At 58.7% G+C, this 4,422-nt stretch carries 5 protein-coding genes; 1 reads left to right on the top strand and 4 read right to left on the bottom strand.

The genetic code is table 11. The features are described 5' to 3' along the window. The 3 genes from VJ604_RS09150 to VJ604_RS09140 form a co-directional block, all read right to left on the bottom strand. Positions 1 to 277: hypothetical protein (locus tag VJ604_RS09150; protein ID WP_324081793.1), on the bottom strand; the 277-nt coding region annotated here is incomplete at its 3' end. Between the two features lie 184 nt (positions 278 to 461). After that, entirely contained in the window at positions 462 to 1,091 is a 630-nt protein-coding gene (locus VJ604_RS09145; RefSeq protein WP_324081791.1) for an FMN-dependent NADH-azoreductase, read from the bottom strand. 89 nt (positions 1,092 to 1,180) lie between these two features. After that, positions 1,181 to 1,456, bottom strand: a complete 276-nt coding sequence (locus VJ604_RS09140) for a hypothetical protein (protein ID WP_324081789.1) — start codon at positions 1,454 to 1,456, stop codon at positions 1,181 to 1,183. A gap of 288 nt (positions 1,457 to 1,744) precedes the next feature. Here VJ604_RS09140 and VJ604_RS09135 point away from each other — a divergent pair, with 288 nt between their 5' ends. After that, the gene (locus VJ604_RS09135) at positions 1,745 to 3,310 is read left to right on the top strand and encodes a sigma 54-interacting transcriptional regulator (protein ID WP_324081787.1); all 1,566 of its coding nucleotides are present in this window, start codon (positions 1,745 to 1,747) and stop codon (positions 3,308 to 3,310) included. A 105-nt stretch (positions 3,311 to 3,415) separates the two neighbouring features. On the opposite strand, the gene VJ604_RS09130 is transcribed toward VJ604_RS09135, so the two are convergent. Beyond that, complete coding sequence (locus tag VJ604_RS09130) at positions 3,416 to 4,159, bottom strand: ZIP family metal transporter (protein ID WP_324081785.1); 744 nt, start codon at positions 4,157 to 4,159, stop codon at positions 3,416 to 3,418. Positions 4,160 to 4,422 lie beyond the last annotated feature (263 nt).

Genomic DNA, 4,422 nt, shown 5'->3' with positions numbered 1-4,422 from the left:
CGTCACCTTTGTTGACGAACTGCCCCTCGCGCGGCCCCACGTAGACGACCTTGCCGGAAACCAGGAAGGAGACGTTGGAGGGGGCGTTGGGGGTGGAAACGATGCCGCTTGCCGAGATGGTCTCCCGCTCCTGGATCTGCTGAACCTTTCCCACCGCAACGGGGACGGCGTCGGCGAAGGTCTCCTTCTTCTGGGGCTCGCTGCTGCATGCCGTAAGGGAAACTCCCAACAGAGACAGGCATACCGCTTTCAATACTGGTGTGACGTTACCTTCCATCGTTGCTACTCCTTTTCTGGGAAATTGGTGAGGCTCCCGCGCTGGAGCGGGTGCCAATAGTGCCTTTTGCAACTCGATCAGCCTCGCCGCCGGCCGTCACCTCTTCCTGACTCCAAAGGCGATCAGGGCGACCGCCAGCCAGACCACGAACGTACCTGCGACGATTAAACCCATGCCGTTCCCCTCAGAACCGGGACGCCAATTTAAAGAGGGTGCGTCGGGCCGCCTGGTATTCCCACTGGTCCCCCTTTTCCGGATCGTCCCCGGCAAGAAGCACCGTCTCCTGCTCGCTTACCCCGAGGAAGGAGAGCACGGAGCGAAGGTAGGGAACGCTGTGGTCCTCCTCACCTGCGAAGGCGCCCGAAGGACCGGCGTGCAGATGAAGGGACTTCCTGCGCCGGTCCGAAAGCATCCCTTGCACACCACTCGGGGTGAGACGGTAGGTGCGGTCCGAGGCGCAGATGGCGTCTATGTAGATCTTGAATTCGGCCGGGAACCACAAGTTGAGGCTGTGGGTGACGAAAACGTACTTGTCGCACCTGCCGAGCTGGTCGGCCAGGCGGCAAACCCGGCTCATCTTGCGGCGCTCGTCTTCCGAAAGCAGAACCCACTCTTCGCCCCGCTCCATCCTTTCCCGGGCGTTCAGCACGTCGAGATCGAACCTCTGGATGGTGTCGCGGTACAGGTCGAGCACCTGCACTTCATCGTCGGGATTGAACCGGAGGTATCCGTCCAGGAACTCCTGGCCGAGGGAAAGGGTGCGCGATCTTTGGTAGGGTGCGACATTGCAAGTGATGTAGAGCAGATTCGCCATTATTTATCCTCCTTGAGGGACCTATAGCCATAACTGTGGAAGTGGCCGGGGGCGTTTGGTTCCCGGGTCCGGAGTCACGGTTCTCAGTTTCAGTGCAGACGGCTTCTCACCGCGTGCTGGCTGTCCACTAAGGAGGTGGCGCCAACAGCCCCTTGCTCGATCGAACGTGTCTCACGAGACTCGACCACACTGGCCAAGCGCCTTTTGACCTGCTCTTGGGCAAGAGGGAACATCTGCGTGCTGTCATTGCCGCCGCTTTCCCCTGCCTGCAACTGCGTGCATTGGCTCGAGATTCGGCAGACCACTTGCTCCTGGGGCGTCTGACCAAAGGCGGTACCCGAAACAGCCACGACCATCACCATCATTGATAAAGCCGACCTTGTTTGCATAATCCTCTCCTGTACGGCATCGTTCCCGGCTCGGCAGTTGGGTGAGGATGAGCTTCAGACCTTGGAATAGCGACCATCATGCCAACGAATTAAACGTTTTTGTTACAGACACTTACGCATTGGAGATACAGTTAAAATACCGTATACTGCACTATTATTTACGAATTGTTGTAATCAGCAGGTATATTACGGTATATTGCGATAGGTAAGAGTGCCAAGCTCAGGAAGAGAGATTGGCGGGACCGGAAACGGGGGGGGAGGAACATGAAGGTCGCCAAGGATGCATTCATCAAAGAGGTAACGTTCAGGATCTGCAGCAGTCTGGACATCAATGAGTCGCTGCGCAGCGCCTTTCAATACCTGAGAGAACACGTCCCGCTTGACGTGCTCTCGCTTCTCATCATCGACCAGAGGCTGGGCGCCATCCGCCGGGTCGGCCTCGCGCTGGAAGAAGGCAACATCCCTCCTAACGAAATCCTCCCGCTACCTCAAGGTCTGCAAGAGAAGATCGCCGCCCGCGATTTTTCTGCGCCGCTTATCATCGACGCTGAACATGACGCCATCTTTCGCGCTCTGGCGCCGGTGATGAGCTTCGAGGGGAGATCGGATCTGCTGGTTCCGCTGCGGTTGAATGGGGAGTTACTGGGTGGGCTGGCGTTTCGCGCGGGAGGGGAAGGAAGATACACGGACAAACAGGCCGAGCTGTTGGGAAACATCGCCAAGCCCTTCGCCATCGCGCTTGCCAATGCCCTCGCCCATGAGGAGGTGCTTCGCTACCAGGCGGTTCTGCTGGACGACAAGCGGTTCCTGAACCGTGAGTTGCACAAGGGTGGTGCCGCCGAGGAGATTATCGGGGCCAACACGGGACTGCGCAACGTCATGGAGATGGTGCGGCAGGTCGCGCCCCTCAACAACACCCTGCTCATCCTCGGTGAGACCGGCACCGGCAAGGAGATGATCGCTAACTCCATCCACTTCTATTCGCCGCGCAGCAATGGCCCCTTCATCAAGGTCAACTGCGGGGCCCTGCCCGAGAACCTGATCGACAGCGAGCTGTTCGGCCACGAGCGTGGTGCCTTCACCGGAGCGGTCGCCGAGAGCCGCGGGCGCTTCGAGCGGGCCGACGGAGGGACCATCTTTCTTGACGAGGTGGGAGAGTTGCCGCCCTCGGCGCAGGTGCGCCTGCTGCGGGTGCTGCAAAACCACGAGGTGGAGCGGGTGGGGGGCAAGCGGATGATCCCGGTCAACATCCGCGTCATCGCGGCTACCCACCGTAACCTGCAGAGCATGGTGGCCGAAGGTACTTTCCGGGAGGACCTCTGGTACCGGCTGAGTGGTTTTCCCTTGATGGTGCCGCCGGTCCGCCAGCGCAAGGAGGACGTCCCGGCCCTGGCAAGGCATTTTCTGGCGGTCAAGAGCGTTGAGCTCGGCATCCCCTCTCCCCCGTCCATCGCCCCAGGGGTGTTACTGCGGCTCATGGATTACGACTGGCCCGGCAACGTCCGCGAACTGGAAAACCTGGTGGAGCGCGAGCTCATCCTGCGCCCCCGCGGGCCACTGACCTTCGACTCCATACTTTCCACCTCGGCGCAGTCGGAGCCGCCGCAGCGATGCGCTCCTGCCGGGGTCGAGAGGGCGGGCTATCCTTACAACCTGGACGAGGCGATGGCTCTTCATCTGCGGGAAGTGCTGAGAGTGACCAACGGGAAGATCCATGGTCCCGGCGGAGCTGCTGAGCTTTTGGGAATCAAGGCGACCACTTTGCGCTGGCGTCTCGACAAGCTCGGCATCGGCTACCGGAAGCGGGAGATTACAGCGAAAGGAAGGTAACCATCCCCTCGCCGATAGCTTGCGCCGATACGTTTTTACTATTTCTGCAGGTGACTATACGCTGTACGCTGAGGGGTGGCAAAAGATCGCGGACACCGGCACCGGCTACCCCTGCAGTTTGCTCAGCACGAAGGAAAGAAGGAAGCCCCCTGTCGTAATGAGCCCAACAATCGCGCCACCTTCTTGAAATGCCTCCGGCATCATGGTGCTGGCCAGCATGGTCAGGATAGCGCCGGCAGCAAAGGCCTGGATTCCTCCGATTATATTTCCGGATACGCCAGCCAGTACCAGATAACCGACCAGCGAGCTCGCTGCCGAGATCGCCACTACAGCGGCCCAAACCGCAAGGATGAACTTCCTTGAGTGTCCCGCTTTCTGCATACCCGAAGCGGAAGAGAGAGATTCCGGAATGTTACTGAGGAATACAGCGACAACCATGACTAATCCGACCTTTCCCCCCTGCAATAGGCTCACGCCGATGGCGACAGATTCCGGTATACCGTCCATGAGCGCCCCTAGTAAAATCGCTGTTGACGACCCTCCCGATTGCTGCCCTTGTGACCTTTTACGATGTTTCCCTCCCCTGCTCTCAATGATTTGGTCCCCTATGTAGAAGATGACGGCACCGAGTAAAAGACCTATCGATGCCGCATCAAAGCCCCCCTTACGGAAAGCCTCATCCATCAATTCAAATGCCACAGAGGAGACGAGGACGCCTGCGCAGAGAGCCATCACCATGGCGATGACCTTCTTCGATGCCGGGACGAAAAGGCCGATGACAGCGCCGATCATAAGGGAGCACCCTCCAACAAAGCCCCAAAATCCTGCCGCCAGTGCGCTGTTTCCCATAATGACTCCTTCAGTTGTTGCCGCAGCCTTCACTCCCTTTGTAGAGAACCTGAAGCAGCAGAAGGGCCTGAAGAGAAAAACCTGCAGCCTGTACGTTGTTGTGTGGAGCTGTCTTCACTATACCGGAACGTTCAGGAGATGAACACTGTCAGCAGAGGGCGTTGGTGATTGTGATGTTGGTGCGTTTAGTAGGTTACGATTCGTGGCACCGAATCCCTCTTCGGCACAAAAAATTCAAGGGTTACGGTGATCACCGTAACCCT

Source organism: Geomonas sp. (assembly GCF_035254065.1).
GTDB lineage: Bacteria > Desulfobacterota > Desulfuromonadia > Geobacterales > Geobacteraceae > Geomonas.
This window is presented reverse-complemented; position numbering and strand designations above follow the sequence as displayed.

Excerpts from the sequence above, each read along its gene's own strand:
- VJ604_RS09145 (WP_324081791.1), bottom strand. The coding sequence starts at position 1,091 with ATGGCGAATCTGCTCTACATCACTTGCAATGTCGCACCCTACCAAAGA.
- VJ604_RS09140 (WP_324081789.1), bottom strand. The coding sequence starts at position 1,456 with ATGATGGTGATGGTCGTGGCTGTTTCGGGTACCGCCTTTGGTCAGACG.
- VJ604_RS09135 (WP_324081787.1), top strand. The coding sequence starts at position 1,745 with ATGAAGGTCGCCAAGGATGCATTCATCAAAGAGGTAACGTTCAGGATC.
- VJ604_RS09130 (WP_324081785.1), bottom strand. The coding sequence starts at position 4,159 with ATGGGAAACAGCGCACTGGCGGCAGGATTTTGGGGCTTTGTTGGAGGG.